This window comes from Pseudarthrobacter sulfonivorans, from assembly GCF_001484605.1.
In the GTDB taxonomy this organism is placed as follows: domain Bacteria; phylum Actinomycetota; class Actinomycetes; order Actinomycetales; family Micrococcaceae; genus Arthrobacter; species Arthrobacter sulfonivorans_A.
This window is the reverse complement of record NZ_CP013747.1, coordinates 1305581-1319346: the sequence shown is the minus strand read 5'-3', so window position 1 is coordinate 1319346 and position 13766 is coordinate 1305581. Positions and strand designations below refer to the sequence as shown.

At 65.0% G+C, this 13766-nt stretch carries 13 protein-coding genes and 1 pseudogene; 6 read left to right on the top strand and 8 right to left on the bottom strand.

Annotation, left to right across the window (positions count from 1 at the left end):
* Window positions 1-160 precede the first annotated feature (160 nt).
* Both AU252_RS05795 and AU252_RS05790 read right to left on the bottom strand, forming a co-directional pair.
* Window positions 161-589, bottom strand: coding sequence for a very short patch repair endonuclease (locus AU252_RS05795; protein ID WP_058929906.1), 429 nt, complete (start codon window positions 587-589; stop codon window positions 161-163).
* Between the two features lie 19 nt (window positions 590-608).
* Window positions 609-1043 carry a pyridoxamine 5'-phosphate oxidase family protein gene (locus AU252_RS05790; protein WP_058929905.1) on the bottom strand — a complete coding sequence of 145 codons (435 nt, stop codon included), beginning with the start codon at window positions 1041-1043 and terminating at the stop codon, window positions 609-611.
* 233 nt (window positions 1044-1276) lie between these two features.
* Here AU252_RS05790 and AU252_RS24980 point away from each other — a divergent pair, with 233 nt between their 5' ends.
* The 3 genes from AU252_RS24980 (at window position 1277) to AU252_RS05780 (ending at window position 4096) form a co-directional block, all read left to right on the top strand.
* Window positions 1277-1930 carry a DUF6318 family protein gene (locus tag AU252_RS24980; protein WP_430929469.1) on the top strand — a complete coding sequence of 218 codons (654 nt, stop codon included), beginning with the start codon at window positions 1277-1279 and terminating at the stop codon, window positions 1928-1930.
* 155 nt (window positions 1931-2085) lie between these two features.
* A complete protein-coding gene (locus AU252_RS24470; protein WP_240484333.1) occupies window positions 2086-2874 on the top strand; it encodes a PKD domain-containing protein in 789 nt (262 codons plus the stop codon).
* A gap of 151 nt (window positions 2875-3025) precedes the next feature.
* The gene (locus AU252_RS05780) at window positions 3026-4096 is read left to right on the top strand and encodes an alkene reductase (RefSeq protein WP_058929904.1); all 1071 of its coding nucleotides are present in this window, start codon (window positions 3026-3028) and stop codon (window positions 4094-4096) included.
* Between the two features lie 219 nt (window positions 4097-4315).
* Here AU252_RS05780 and AU252_RS05775 read toward each other — a convergent pair whose 3' ends face one another.
* Window positions 4316-4612 (bottom strand): hypothetical protein, encoded by a 297-nt coding sequence (locus AU252_RS05775; protein ID WP_056346782.1) that lies wholly within the window; start codon window positions 4610-4612, stop codon window positions 4316-4318.
* 138 nt (window positions 4613-4750) lie between these two features.
* Between AU252_RS05775 and AU252_RS05770 the strand changes: the two genes are divergently transcribed.
* The gene (locus AU252_RS05770; RefSeq protein ID WP_058929903.1) at window positions 4751-7288 is read left to right on the top strand and encodes a Tex family protein; all 2538 of its coding nucleotides are present in this window, start codon (window positions 4751-4753) and stop codon (window positions 7286-7288) included.
* Between the two features lie 112 nt (window positions 7289-7400).
* Here the strand turns inward: AU252_RS05770 and AU252_RS05765 are convergent, their stop codons facing one another.
* Both AU252_RS05765 and AU252_RS05760 read right to left on the bottom strand, forming a co-directional pair.
* Complete coding sequence (locus AU252_RS05765; RefSeq protein ID WP_083510286.1) at window positions 7401-8864, bottom strand: HNH endonuclease signature motif containing protein; 1464 nt, start codon at window positions 8862-8864, stop codon at window positions 7401-7403.
* Between the two features lie 255 nt (window positions 8865-9119).
* The gene (locus tag AU252_RS05760; protein ID WP_058929901.1) at window positions 9120-9980 is read right to left on the bottom strand and encodes an NAD-dependent epimerase/dehydratase family protein; all 861 of its coding nucleotides are present in this window, start codon (window positions 9978-9980) and stop codon (window positions 9120-9122) included.
* A gap of 402 nt (window positions 9981-10382) precedes the next feature.
* Between AU252_RS05760 and AU252_RS24465 the strand changes: the two genes are divergently transcribed.
* Window positions 10383-10571: a hypothetical protein gene (locus AU252_RS24465; protein WP_058929900.1), complete on the top strand. Its 189-nt coding sequence runs from the start codon at window positions 10383-10385 to the stop codon at window positions 10569-10571.
* A 15-nt stretch (window positions 10572-10586) separates the two neighbouring features.
* On the opposite strand, the pseudogene AU252_RS24460 reads toward AU252_RS24465, so the two are convergent.
* Window positions 10587-10931 (bottom strand): annotated as a pseudogene (locus AU252_RS24460) (nuclease-related domain-containing protein); the annotation flags it as partial.
* A gap of 119 nt (window positions 10932-11050) precedes the next feature.
* On the bottom strand, window positions 11051-11965 hold the full coding sequence (locus AU252_RS05750; protein WP_058929899.1) for an MSMEG_6728 family protein: 915 nt from the start codon (window positions 11963-11965) through the stop codon (window positions 11051-11053).
* A gap of 188 nt (window positions 11966-12153) precedes the next feature.
* Here AU252_RS05750 and AU252_RS05745 point away from each other — a divergent pair, with 188 nt between their 5' ends.
* Window positions 12154-12756, top strand: a complete 603-nt coding sequence (locus AU252_RS05745) for a hypothetical protein (RefSeq protein ID WP_058929898.1) — start codon at window positions 12154-12156, stop codon at window positions 12754-12756.
* A 198-nt stretch (window positions 12757-12954) separates the two neighbouring features.
* On the opposite strand, the gene AU252_RS05740 is transcribed toward AU252_RS05745, so the two are convergent.
* The gene (locus tag AU252_RS05740) at window positions 12955-13629 is read right to left on the bottom strand and encodes a transglycosylase family protein (protein WP_058929897.1); all 675 of its coding nucleotides are present in this window, start codon (window positions 13627-13629) and stop codon (window positions 12955-12957) included.
* Window positions 13630-13766 lie beyond the last annotated feature (137 nt).

Below are 13766 nucleotides of genomic sequence, written 5' to 3'. Positions count from 1 at the left end.
ATGCAGCCGTTCGGGAAAAGGACTGCGGGATTCCTGAGGAGACTGCGGGTTCTTCATAGGAGTTCATCTTTGCGGGCGCCGATCAATTCGGGAGGCGGCAAAGGCTCAAGTTTGACTCAAGTTCCGGCTGGCGTTTCTTGCCTGCCGCCGGCTTGCCGGGCTATTTGCTGGCGCCGAGGAACTCCACCAGGTGGGCTTCGAGGGCGGAGCCGTCCTTCAACTCGCACTCCCACACGGTGAGCACCTTCCAGCCGGCGGCCATTAACTGTTGGCGCTGGTCGGCGTCGCGGTCTTTGGTGCGAGTGCGCTTGGCCTCCCAAAAGGCGGCATTCGCCTTGGGCGCGTGCTGGCCTACCCGGCAGTCGTGGAAGTGCCAGAAGCAGCCGTTGATGAAGATGACCTTTCGCCGGCCGGCGAATACCAGGTCCGGGCGGCCGGGCAGGCGGCTTTTGCCGGCGGTGCCGTGCAAGCGGTAGCGGTAGCCTTTGGCATGGAGGAGGCGGCGCACCAGCAGTTCCGGCTTGGTGTTCTTGCCCCTGATGCGGGACATGTTCCAGCTGCGCTGCTCGGGAGTGAGCCTATCCGCCATGATTCCAGCCTACGGGCTCCTAGATTTCGTGCTCCGGCTGGTCGCCCAGCTCGAAATGGCGGCCGCTGACGGACGTGGGCACGATCTCCACGTAGAAATCCTTCAGCGTCGGCACCCAAGATTTCAGGCCGAGCCCTTCGACGACGGCGAGCTCGGCTGAGTTGGTCAGGACGCGCGCCGTTCCCCGCAGCACCACGGACCAGGCTTCGTCCGAGAGGATGCCGTCCGTTTCAAGCAGCACCCTGGAGTTGATGGTGAGCTGCGCCAGCTTGTTGCCCGGTGCGGTGCGGAGGTAGATTTTCCGGTCCGAGGTGAGGTAGTTGACGGGGAATATATCCGGTTCGCCGGCAACGGAAACCACCAGCCGGCCGTGGCGGGTAGCTTCCAGGAGTTTCCAGGACTGCTCGTCGTCGAGTTCCAGAACGGGGTTGCCATCTGCGTGCGTAAACATCATGCAGCCTATTCTTCTACGTTCGGTAGAAGAATTCTAGGGGTTGCGCGTGGGAATCCGGTTCGCAAGGGGCTGGGAGGGCGATTGTCCGTGTGACTTTTTATTGGTCCTTCGCGGTGGTAGAACCGAGGGCGGGTGGCTGTGGATAACTTTCATCGCTCAAATGTGCCCTGGGCTACCCTTAAGGTCATTGTTCGGAGCGAGGCGTCTTGAAACTATCGGGGGATTAGCTGCCCATGACATCGCACATCACTTCCATGTCCAGGCGTATGCGCATGCGCCTTGTTGCTGCTGTTGCCGCGTCTGTTTTGCTTTTGACCGGCTGCAACTCGGGTGGCGATCCTGGGGGCACCTCGTCCGCGTCTCCGACTTCGACGGCAAGCCCAAGCGCAACGCCAACCCCGACGCCGACTCCCGCCTACGTGCCCGCTTCGGCTAGCGGCCGTGCTCAGAACGTCCCGGTGCCGGTGCTTCCGGAGGTCGCGAAGACGGAGACGAAGGAGGGAGCCATCGCGTTCGCCCGCTACTGGTTCGAGGTCCTTAGCTATTCCTATGAGACGGGGGAGCTTTCACTTCATGAAAGCCTGACACCTCAAACATGCGCGCCATGCCAAAAGTCTGCGGAGGCGATAAGAGCTTGGCATTCCGAAGGCAGGTGGCTGGTCGGAGGGCAGATCAGCACCCCCGCGGTAAATACAACGTTCTCACGAGATGAAGCTGGGAAATACAAGGTATCCGTCCAAGTGCATCAGATTCCATTGTCATACGTCCGCGCAGATGGGACGGTTGCGCATACGGACCCACAAGGTGCGGATCAAGGCAACTTGCTGATTATTTCGTACAGCTCCGATTCGTGGCGGCTGGACGAAGTCGGAAGCATCGTTGGATAACAGTGTCTACCCGTCGACCGCTTCGATATCGCGGGATGTTACTTGCCGCGGGGCTGCTCGTTACGCTCTTTCTATCACCGGCTCCTGGTGCCGGTAGTGACGATCCAGAATTTGATGGCGCTTGGACACCGGACTCAGCCGGAGTCGGAGGTTATGTGTGGGACGCCGAGGCCAACGACTTTGTTCAGCAAGCACCCGGGGCCCCAATTTTGGATCCCAACAACTACAAGTACGAACTCCAGTGCCACCTTGGCGGGGGCGACTTCGATTCTGTGTGCTTACGTGATCAGGTTGAGTGCACGAACGGGCCGGACGGCGAAGACGGGATCCCGGTCATCTGGTATTCCATGCCGAGAGGCGTTCCTGGAGCCGTCTGGGCAATTCATTCGGGGCCAACTTGTCTCTACGATGCTCGGCCCGAGGACCTCCTGCCGCAAATTGCCGCCCAGATCCAACAGCAGTTCGAGAGCCTTCCGATCAACGCCGGAGCCGTGGTCGCCCAGCCCAGCCCCAACACGCTTCGTGGTGCTGAGACAAACTTCTACGCAGACGCGTCCGAGCAACAGTTTGACGTGACGATGCTGGGGCAGCAGGTGCATGTTGTCGCGACGCCGGTTCAGTACACCTGGAATTACGGCGACGGAACTGTCTTCGGCCCACAACCTTCCATGGGCGGGCCGCTGCCGCAGGATCGCTGGGGTGAGAAGACCCGAACGAGTCACGTCTACGCAAACACAGGCGATTTCCAGGTTGTCCTCACTACGTCCTTCCAAGGCACGTATTCCGTGAACAACGGACCGCCGCTGCCTATACCGGGCCAAGGCCAGTTCAGCGCACCACCGCAGACCATCAGCGTCTGGCGGTCCATCACCCGGAACTACGCCGACGACTGCAACCAGAACCCGCAGGGACAAGGTTGCCCCGGCGTGGCATCGTCTCGGTAGGAAGTATCAGGCGACGCGCATATGACGGCAGGCAACGCCTGGAACCAGCCGAGCCACCCCCGCAAAGAGTGATCCCCGCCTCCATCGGAATACTTGCACGCGCCGCGCAGTTGGGCACAGCAGTACCAATTCACCTCGAAAGGAACTGCGCATGCTGTTTTCCCCCTTGACTCTTGGCGAGCTTGAACTGCCCAACCGCCTGGTAATGGCGCCCCTGACCCGTCTCCGCTCAGGCGAGGACGGTGTTCCGGGTCCCTTGGTTGTGGAGCACTACCGGCAGCGCGCGTCCCTGGGACTTATCGTCAGCGAAGGCATCTATCCGAGCCCCGCTGGACGCTCCTACCCGGGTCAGCCCGGTCTCGTCACCGCGGAGCAGATTGCCGCCTGGAAGAAGGTCACCGACGCGGTGCACGCTGAAGGCGGCCGGATCTTCGCCCAGATCATGCACGGCGGACGGGTTTCCCATGCGGACATCACCGGCGGCCATACCATCGTTGGTCCGAGCGCCGTCGCCATCGAGGGCGAGGTCCGCACCCCGTCCGGCAAGCAGCCGTATCCCGTCCCGCACGCGCTGACCATCGGCGAACTGCCCGTCGTCATGCAGGAAATCGTCACCGGCTCGATCAACGCCATTGAAGCGGGATTCGACGGCGTGGAGCTACACTCGGCCAACGGCTACCTTCTCCACGAATTCCTTGCCCCGAACTCCAATGTCCGCGACGACAGCTACGGCGGCTCGCCGGAGAACCGGGCCCGCTTTGTGATCGAAACGGTCAACGCCGCGGTGGCCGCGGTGGGTTCGAGCCGCGTGGGCATCCGCATCTCGCCGGAGCATAGCGTCCAGGGCATCGCCGAAACGGATGCGGCCGATGTCCGCGCCACCTACGAGGTGCTGGTGGACAGCATTGCGCCGCTCAACCTCGCCTACGTCAGCATCCTGCACCACGAGCCCACGAGTGAGCTGGTCCAGGATCTCCGGGCGCGCTTCAACGGCACGTTCCTGGTCAACTCCGGCTTCGGCACCATGACCACACGGGAAGAAGCAACCGCCTTGGTGGCCGACGGCCATGCAGACGCTGTGGTGGTGGGGCGTCCCGCCATTGCCAACCCGGATCTCGCGCGTCGCTGGAAGGAAAGCCTTCCACTGAACGAACCGGACCCGTCTACCTTTTATGCGGACGGCTCCGTAGGCTACACGGATTACCCCGCGTATTCGGCTTAGCGGTCCATGCTGGCCCTGGCCAGAGATTAACGACGACGGCGGCACCCCGGCTTGGGTGCCGCCGTCGTTGGCTGCTCGGTGTGCTGTCCCGGCAGCGCGTGCCAATTAGCCATCCGACGGCTTTTTTGGCTCATCTTCAAAGTTGGGCCGCCCAGGTTCCGAGGAGCTGAGCGGTTAGACCAGAATACTCCAGTGAATGGATTATTGCTAGGGAAATAGCTAAAGGTATGCTTCCCGGCCCGTTCCTTCGCGCATCACCAGCTTGTCGTCCTCGATGGACACGAGCAGGCTTTTGGGCTTTCCGCTGACTTTGGTAATGGCTTTCAGGCCGCGGTTGGTGACTTCCACTCCCACCTGCGCCCCTTTCGCGGGCAGCTCCACGGACGTTTCGTAGGCTTCTCCCAGCAGCGGGTTGGTGGACACGCCCATATCGCGGCGGACCTCCTTGCCGTTGACCATGACGGTGATGTTGGCCTCGTCGAATCCTTCCTGAAAGACGATGAGCAGTTCACGCATGGTGGCCCTCTTCCTCGAAGTGATTGCCTGTGACGGCATATCAACTACAGCACTTCACGGCCCGGAGCGGAATACCCCGGCCGGCTGCCCGGCCGGGCGCCGCTGGAGACCACAAGGCCCGTAGGGCAAAATGTTCAGGTGACCCAACTCCCGCACGTCCCGTCCGCCCCCACGTCTGCCCCAACTCCGGACAGCGCCATCCACGCCCAGATCGCCGCCGAGCTTGGCGTGAAGACCTGGCAGGTCAAGGCTGCAGTGGACCTGCTCGACGGCGGGTCCACCGTTCCGTTCATCGCCCGGTATCGCAAGGAAGCCACCGGGACGCTGGATGACACCCAGCTGCGCGAGCTCGACGAGCGCCTGCGCTACCTCCGCGAACTTGAGGACCGCCGTCGTACTATCCTCGAAGCGATTGCCGCGCAGGGGCAGCTGACCCCCGAGCTGCAGGCAGCGATCCTCGCCGCGGATACCAAGTCCCGGCTGGAGGACATTTACCTTCCGTTCAAGTCCAAGCGCCGCACCAAGGCCCAGATCGCCCGGGAAGCCGGGTTGGAGCCGCTCGCCGATGTGCTGCTGAAGCGGCCCGACCTGGATCCGGAACGCGAGGCTGCCAAGTACCTGAACGCCGAACACTCCATTGATGACGCGGTCGCGGCGCTCGCCGGCGCCCGTTCGATCCTCGTCGAGCGGGTTGCGCAGGATCCGGACCTCGCCGCAACCCTGCGTGAGCGGCTGTGGACGCAGGGGCGGATGGTGTCGCGGGTGAAGAAGGGCAAGGAGTCCGACGGGCAGAAGTTCGCCGATTACTTTGAGTTCGCCCAGGCGCCCACCGGGATGCCCTCGCACCGTGTGCTTGCGCTGTTGCGCGGTGAGAAGGACGGTGTCCTGGAGCTGGATCTCGCCGAGGCGGATCCGAACGACGACGACGCCTTGGCCGCCGCTCGTGCCCGTTACGAATCCGCTGTGGCCAGGTGTCTCGGGGTCGCCGACCGCGGCCGTCCCGCCGACGCGTGGCTGATCCAGACCGCTCAGCTTGCCTGGCGTTCGCGGGTGCTGGCCCGGCTGACAGCCGATCTCCGGGGTCGGCTGTTCACCGACGCCGAGGACGAGGCTGTCCGCGTGTTCGCCGCCAACCTGCGCGACGTGCTCCTGGCCGCACCTGCCGGAAACCGCGCCACTCTTGGCCTGGACCCGGGACTGCGGACAGGCGTGAAAGTTGCCGTCGTGGACGGCACGGGCAAGGTGGTTGCCACCGACACCGTGTACCCGCACGCGCCGGCCCGGAAATGGGACGAGGCCCTCGCCACCTTGGTCGGGCTCGCCAGGAAACACAACGTCGAGCTGGTGGCCATCGGCAACGGAACAGCGTCCCGGGAGACGGACAAGCTTGCCGCGGAACTGATCAAGCTGCTGCCGGCCGCGGAGAAGAAACCGCAGAAACTGGTGGTTTCCGAGGCCGGGGCGTCGGTGTATTCCGCGTCGGCGCTGGCCTCGGCGGAGCTGCCGGGCATGGATGTGTCCCTGCGTGGAGCCGTTTCCATTGCGCGGCGGCTGCAGGACCCGCTGGCGGAATTGGTGAAGATCGATCCCAAGTCCATCGGCGTGGGGCAGTACCAGCACGACGTCACGGCGTCGAAGCTGGACCGCAGCCTGGACGCGGTGGTCGAGGACTGCGTGAACGCGGTGGGCGTTGACGTGAACACTGCGTCGCCCGCGCTGCTGAGCCGGGTGGCCGGCGTCGGGCCTTTACTGAGCGAGAACATTGTGGCGTACCGGAACGAACACGGGCCGTTTGCCAAGCGCAGCGAGCTCAAGAAGGTGCCCCGCCTGGGTGCGAAGGCGTTTGAGCAGTGCGCCGGCTTCCTGCGGATCACCGGCGGAGCAGAGCCGCTGGACGCCTCGAGCGTGCACCCCGAGGCGTATCCGATTGCCCGGAAAATCCTGGTGGCCGCGGGCTCGGCGCCGGCGTCCTCACTTGATCCGCGCGCTTTCGTCGACGGCACCTTTGGTTTGCCCACGGTCCAGGACATCCTGGCGGAACTGGACAAACCAGGACGCGATCCCCGACCCGCTTTTGCCGCGGCAACCTTCTCCGAAGGCATCGAGAAGATCTCCGACCTCAAGCCCGGCATGGTGCTCGAGGGGACCGTCACCAATGTGGCCGCGTTCGGCGCATTTGTGGACGTTGGAGTGCACCAGGACGGACTGGTTCACGTGTCTGCGCTGGCCAACCGCTTTGTCTCCGATCCCCGCGAGGTGGTGAAGTCCGGGCAGGTTGTGCGCGTGAAGGTGCTGGAAGCCGATCCGGAGCGGAAGCGGATTTCGCTCACACTGAGGCTCGACGACGAACCGTCGCCTTCCGGTGGGCGGGCGACAGGCGGGCGTTCGGAAGGTCAGCGTTCGGAGGGTACTCGTTCGGCGGCTGGGCGTTCGGAAGGACGCCGTCCGGAAAGCGGTCGTACAGCTGGGGGACGCCCTGCAGGGGGCCGTCCGGCAGATGCGCGGCGAGACTCGAGTGGGCAGCCTGGATCCGGGGCGCCCAGCTCGGAGGACAAGAACGCATCGACTTCGAAGCCTGCTCCGAAGTCTTCTGGCCGCCGGCCGCCGGCCTCGAATCCGGCACCGGCAAACACCGCTATGGCCGAGGCACTCCGTAAGGCTGGCCTCGGCAAATAGCCACGAGCTGCGGCAGCTTTCCCGCATTGCGAGGTCACGATCCAGCTGAAGGTGTTCGGACAGGACCGGATCCGGGCACGGTTGGGTCAGAATGTTCGGCCAACGTCAGAAGTTAGTCTGACCAGGATTTGGGCCAGGTCGGTGGTTCCCAGTCGGGGTGTTCGCTTTGGTAGTGGCGGCCGGTGGGTGAGATCCAGCCGGGTGGTTCGTTCTTTGTGGCGGTGGTGGGTTTCCATGCTGTGGTGTGTCTTAGTCTGTGGTGTTTGTGGCAGGGCTGGCCGAGATTTGAGATCCCGGTGGATCCTCCGTGGGCCCAGGCGAGGATGTGGTCGGCTTCGTTGTCGAGGGAGTGGTTGCTGCAGCCGGGGAACGGGCATTTCCCGTCGCGAAGCCGCAGCCATTGGCGCTGGGCTTTCGTCACCCGGTAGCTTTTTCGCCCGATCTCCAAGGGTGCTCCGTCGCGGGGGTCGATCAGGACCCGGTGGAAGGACTCCGCACCGTCGGCAATCAGACTGCGGGCAATGGACGGCGGGATCGGGCCGTACCCATCGAGCATGGCCGATTCATCCGTGAGGCCGAGCAGCGACATCACCGGGACCGTGATCAACACCTGCGCCCGCGGCGAGGGAACACCGCCACCCACTGCCATGCCCGTTGCGCCGGCACCGCCGGCACCGCCGGCTTCGCCGGTACCGCCCGTTTCGCCCTTACCGCCGGACATTGCCGGCATGCCACCGGTCCCGCCGCCGGTGATGTTGTTGCTCAGGAGCCAGGTCGCGGCGATGTCTGCGCGGATCTGGCTGAGGGTCCGGCCCTCATGAGGTCCTTGGAGCGCTCTCGCGGCTGTGGTGGTGCGGTCCCAGATCCCTGCCGCCTGATCGGCGGGGAGGTACGCGGAGAGCCAGGCCATGCCGTCGCGGTCCGGGGCATACTCCACCCGTCGATCGGCTGCGCTCTTGATGTGGCGTTTTTCGATGCTGACCGGGTGATGGCGCTCCCGCCAGGTCCGGGCCTTGTGCCGGAACCGCCCGGGGATGAGCTCACCTGCCGGGCAACTCCTCGCCGGGTTCGGCGCGGTGGGGTCCAGGAAATGCGCTTCGAGGGCTTGGGCGCCGGCAGGGTCCAGGTTCACGGTTTCGTCGACCATGATCCGGGCGTGCTGCCAGGAAATCGTCCCGGCCTGCAGCGCGGAGAACGTCAGCGGCAGGGCGGTGGTCAATGCGTGGGCTTCGGCGAGCAGAGCGCCGGCACTGCGTTCGCTGACCGTCAGGGCACAGGCGACTTCAGCGACAACGGCCATCTCCTGCCCGGTGTGGTCCTCGGGCGACGTTGCAGGGCCCGCCAAGGCCTCGGCAGCGGCGGTGTAGCCGGTAGCCAGCCAGGCCTTCAGGGCGGCACTTTTCGCGTCCAGTCGTGAGATCTCGGCCAGCCCGTCCAGGAAATCATCCGCCACCCGGCGCAGCGGATCAGCACCACCGGATCCCGAGGACTCGGTCCCGCCCCGGAGCACCACTGCCAGCTCAGCGAAGGACACCGAAAGGGCCTCCGCCGTCGCCACAGCTGCTCTGCTATCCATACCCAAATCATCCCGCGAGGGTATGACAATAACGGCGAAGCTGAATGCCTATGTGCATAACTCCGCGAAGCAACGATCAGGCCCATCGCGCGGGGGCGTCGGTGGCGGAGGGGCCTCAACTGTCCCTTGGCACGGAGTGGGGCCGAAGTGTCCCTTCGCGCGGGGTTTTCGGTGCGGTGGGGGCCGAAGGATCCGTTCGCGCGGAGTCGTGGGCGCGGCAATATCGGGCCTCAAGTGTCCGTTCGCGCCCGGGGGTTACGGGTGGCGGACTCCGGTGCGGGCCAGAACTGCCCGGTAACCTTCCCGGAACGTCGGGTAGGTGAACTCAAGCCCGGTCCCGCGGAGCAAAGCGTTGCTGCAGCGTTTATTGCCGCCGCGGGCCTCGCCTGCTGGTCCGATGGGCGGTGCCGGATAGCCCATTTCCAAGGCCAGGAAGCGCAGCACATCCCCAAGTTCAGCGGGAGAGTTGTCCACACCGACATATACCGGCGCAGGCATAGCTTCCATGGTGGCCAACTGGACGATCGCCGCAGCGGCGTCGTCCCGGTGGATCCGGTTGGTAAAGCGTGGTTCGTCGGGAACCACGGCATTCCCGCTGCGGATCTGGTCAATCAGCCGAGTGCGGCCCGGACCGTAGATCCCGCCAAGCCGCAGCACAACAGGCGAGGTACCAGTGCCGCGCAGCCGCGAAACCAGGAGTTCCTCCGCCTCGAGGAGGATATATCCCGAGAAACCGCTAGGAACCGCCGTCGTACTCTCATCGACCCAGCCACCGCCGGCGTCCCCGTAGACAGCGGTGGAGGACACAAAAAGCACCCGCCGCGGCGTCACGCCGTCGCGCTCCAGGGCGTCCAGGACATGCGTCAGACCGTCCACGTACGCGGCACGGTAGGCCGCTTCCGTGGGTGAGTCGGCCGCAACCGCCACGACGACGGCGGTGGTGTCCGCCGGGACACCGGGCAGGTCCGTGGAGCCCAGGTCCGCCGCCACACCTTCGATCGCAGAGGGCAGTTTTTCGGGCGAACGCCGCCAGCCCACCACCCGGTGTCCGGCCGCGGCGAAGCGCAGGCCCGCTTCGGTGCCCAGATCGCCGCAGCCGGCCAAGAGAATCGTCATGGTGAAAGTCTGCCATTCTTGCCGTCGTGACTCGCATTCGCGGCCTGATCAGGGCGCTGGAAGGGTGGAAACTACCGCTGGCGCGGGAACCGGGACTCTCTGCGGCTGGGGCGAAAGTTGTGAGAGCACGCTGGAGAGCACGCCGAGGGCGAAAATGATCAGTGCCAGCCGGAAGAGCACCCCCAGGCAGCTCGTCCTTTTCCTGCGTGCAGGCTTTGGTCGAACGCTAACCGGAGGGCGTATGGTGCGCGGGTCATCGGAGGGGTCGCGTGCAGTCCGCCAGCGTGCCAAGGATGTGGCAGGGCCTGCAGCATGCATGAAATCCGAAGGTCCAGTCGGAACACTTCCAGTGGTTAGAAGCGGTGGACTTGAGGGTCCGGCAAGCACGTTGGTCAGGAATTGGTGAATGGCTTCAACAGTGTTCGCATCAAGCACGGCCGGCACAGCACCTACGGCGCGGCATACGGTGTCGATGCCCTGGACCCGCGCACCGCTGGCGGTGGTGCCCTGCAGATCGGGTTGTCCAACCATGCACAGCCACGCTTGAACGTAGCGGCGGTGCCGCGGTTCCAGGAGGGCTGCCACAGCTGAGCACTGCTCTACCACCCCGGAGACTTCTCGCTCACGGGAGTAACCGTTTTGCCGCAGGACGCCGTTCCGGAGATGGATGTCGCCGGACCAGTTCTTCGCATCGATCACAATGACGCCGCCCGGGCCCACTAAGACATGGTCCAAATTGGCTTTGGGCCGCCCTGGCCAATGCACGTCGTGAAGGGCCATCCAGCCCTGGGCCTCAAGCGTTTCCAATATTGAGGCAACCCGGGCTTCACCCGCGGCACCCGCGGCCCACGCCCGTTCAGCCCGTTCTGCGTAGTCGAGCTGGCGCCTCAGTTTGGCCGCTCGTTCCGCCGCAATCCGCGCCTGCTCAGCAGCGCCGTCGCCTGCCCCCATTTTCGCCCCCAAGCTGTTGGTGCTTGCTGCCAGCACTCAACGATCACTGTAAGGGAAAAGTTGCCCGGGCGTGCAGGTGTTTAGGCGTCCTCAGTGGCGCGGGACCCCGGCCTGGCGACTCAGGGAGCGGGAACCGGGAAGAACACCCGGGGGTCCTGCAGGAGCGCGGGGTAATCGAACGCGGACCGGTCGATCACCTCGGTGACGGTAAACGTGCGGCCGAACCGGCCGTCGTCGAGCGTGATGGGGCGGCCCAGCACCTGCCCAACGGCGAACTTGTTGCCGTCCTCAAACGAAACCGCGACGGTCGTCTTGCCGGGGAGGGTGGCGAATGCCTCCTCCTGCGCCAGGCGCTTCCGGGTGGGCTTCTTCACGAGCTGCTTGGGCGGCAGCTTGCGCGGCTGCTTGGACGGGCGGCGGGAGCCGTCGTCAACGTAAACGGGGGAGTAGCCGTCCTCAGGGGCGGAGGGCGCAACAGCGCCGCCGCGGCGGATCGGCGGCAGCGCCACGGTATCCAGCGTCTGCGGATCGATTTCGGCGTGCGGGTCGCGGAGGATCCAGAGGACATCGCCCTCGGGTTCTGCCGGATAGAACTCGTGCTTGGGCTCAGGCCAAATGAAGTCCAGGTCCAGGTCGGCGTCCGGGAACACCGTCTTGTAGAACTTCGGCTCCTTGCGGAGCAGCTTGGCGCGGTGGCTCAGGTGGAAATCAGGATTTCCGAGCCACTCCGGCAGCGGGATCTTGGCCGCGTAGTCCGGGTGTGCTGCCTGGGGCGCGAACTCGGTGATGTTGGCGCGCGTGTTGTCTTCATGGCCGCGGTTGGTCCATTCGTCCACCATCGCCAGACCGTACATGGTAAGCGCCGGAACGTGGCCCATCCACATGCGGACGGCGGGATGGTCCAGCCAGCCGTACTCGGGAATCACCAGAGCCCGGAGGGTCTGCAGCGCCTCGACACGCTGCTTGCCAAGCCTGGCGGTGTCCAGTGCTGCGGCGCTCTGCCGGAAATCGGGATACGGAAGGAAGGTTTGCATCCCTTCAGTCTGACGGCATGCGGCGGATGTGCCAATTGCAGTGCCCGGCGCCACACGCACGGGATCCCTGGCAGCGCCCCTGAGCGCGAAGGAGCAGCGGAATAGTTCACATAGTGGACCGATACATACAGCGGATGCCGCTAACCACTAAGATCACCGAAACGCCCCACCGTCCCGGAAGCCCCCTCATGACAATTTCACCTGAAGTGACCGCCGGTTCAGAGCAGCTGTTTGTGCCCAAGTTTGGGCAGATGCTTGATCCGGAGGCCAACGGCATCCTGGTCCTTGATGAATTTACCCTTGACCCGGCCGCGGCGCGCCACGAGCAGCACGGCTTTCGTGCGGCCATCGCCTCAGTGGCCCTGACCCTTCGCCGGATCGTCGCGCTGCGGATCGTGATTGCGCTCGTGGCGATCGGCAACCTGCCCCTGTTCCTGATGTCCAGCGGCTGGTGGATCTACGCTGTCTCCCTCGCGTTGGTGATCGGTGTGCACCTCGCCGTCTCCTGGCTCAACAAGCACGAGCCCAAAGTGCGCCAGCGCCAGATGCTGGAACTGCACCTGCACCGCGAGAAGAGCGCCAACTACCGCAAGGTCCGCGACGCCGTGAAGTACATGATCGACACCCCCAGCCGCATGAATGAGCACCTCTACCTTGAACTGCTGGCGGCCAAGCGTGTGGCGCTGAACCTCGCCCACGGCACGGTGGCCCTGCTGGACACCAGCGACGACGCCGCGTGGAAGGTCCGTATCATCCGCGAGATTCCGGCCGTGGCCAAGGCAGCAGCCTAAGCACGAAGGATCGCGGACGGCAGGAAGATCAGGTCCCTGCCGGCCATTCAGAACACAACAACGGACGACGCCGGAGCTCCCCAGCGAGGAGGGGCTCCGGCGTCGTTGTTTCCCGGGGTTGTTGCTGCCGGGCTTTTGTTGTTTCCGTGGGCCGTCGTTCTTGGGGAAAGGGGCGGTTCCCGCGGAAAGTGTTGAAGCTTAGGCGGGAAGCTGGAGGACCTGCCCGGAAAACACGAGGTCCGGGTTGGCAATGGTGTCCAGGTTGGCGTCCGCCAGGCTCTGCCAGCCGCCCTCCACGCCAAGCTTGTCGGCGACGGTGCTCAGGGTGTCGCCGGGCTCAAGCGTGTAGGTCTCGCCACTCAGTTCCACGGGCGCGGCGTGCTGCGGAGCCGTCACGGCATCCGTCGCGGCCGGCACGGCTGGTGCCTGCTCCACAGGCGCCTGGACTGGCACGCTCTCCACAGGCACCTGGACCGGCGCACTCTGGACTGGCGCGCTCTGGGGAGTCACCGCCGTCGTACCCCCTCCGCCGCTCAGGCCAAGCTCCGCGGCGCAGGACGGCCACGCTCCCCAGCCCTGCGATGCCTGGACCTGTTCGGCCACGGCGATCTGCTGCTCGCGGCTGGCGTCGGCTGCGGAACCGGTGCCGCCGTAGGCAGCCCACGTGCTGGCGCTGAACTGCAGGCCGCCCGAGTAGCCGTTGCCGGTATTTGTGGCCCAGTTTCCGCCGCTTTCACACTGCGCCAGTGAATCCCAGGTTGCGCCGTCGGTGGCCGCGTTGGCCGCGGTGACGGAGAGTGCAAGGCCGGCCGCGGAAATGGCAGCGACGGCTACTCCACGGCGTGCGGCAGTACGAATGGTGGTGTTGTTCATGGTGTGATGCTCCTGAAGGCCACCAGCGCTCGGTCCGTCCCCGGAGGTTATTGCGCCACTGCCCGCCCCTGACGATATAGAGGTCAATTTTCGGTGTCTGCCGGCCGGGCAGTTCTGGTGGAGGCAGCACCGGGCAT